The sequence below is a fragment of the Pseudoalteromonas sp. SG43-7 genome, assembly GCF_014164295.1.
GTDB classification, from domain to species: domain Bacteria; phylum Pseudomonadota; class Gammaproteobacteria; order Enterobacterales; family Alteromonadaceae; genus Pseudoalteromonas; species Pseudoalteromonas rhizosphaerae.
Window position 1 is genome coordinate 1 of sequence record NZ_JACJEY010000210.1, and the last position, 296, is coordinate 296.

The 296-nt window shown below is 35.5% G+C and carries 1 protein-coding gene; it reads right to left on the reverse strand.

The window, feature by feature from the left end:
- Positions 1 to 83: 83 nt before the first annotated feature.
- Positions 84 to 296: winged helix-turn-helix domain-containing protein (locus H5200_RS23815; protein WP_220497059.1), on the reverse strand; the 213-nt coding region annotated here is incomplete at its 5' end.

The window sequence follows — 296 nt, forward strand, 5'->3', positions numbered from 1 at the left end:
AAGACTTTTATTTTCATGAACTCTTCTTTTGAAATCATGGTGCTTATCCAAAAGCACCAGTGTTAAGTTAACTGGATCAGATTTCAATTGTTGAAGTGGATCATTTTTGCATTGCTGGTAACACTAAATCCACGCTTCTTGAGCAGTTTGTAAATATGATCGGTGTGATACCTTATGTTGAACTGGTCATAAATATACTGAGCAATATCTTCCCCCATTAGTCTGCCTCCTTCTGAAGAACTTGCTGACTGTTTTACATAATCTGACAGTGTGTTTAGTTGTTGTAAGGTTAATTT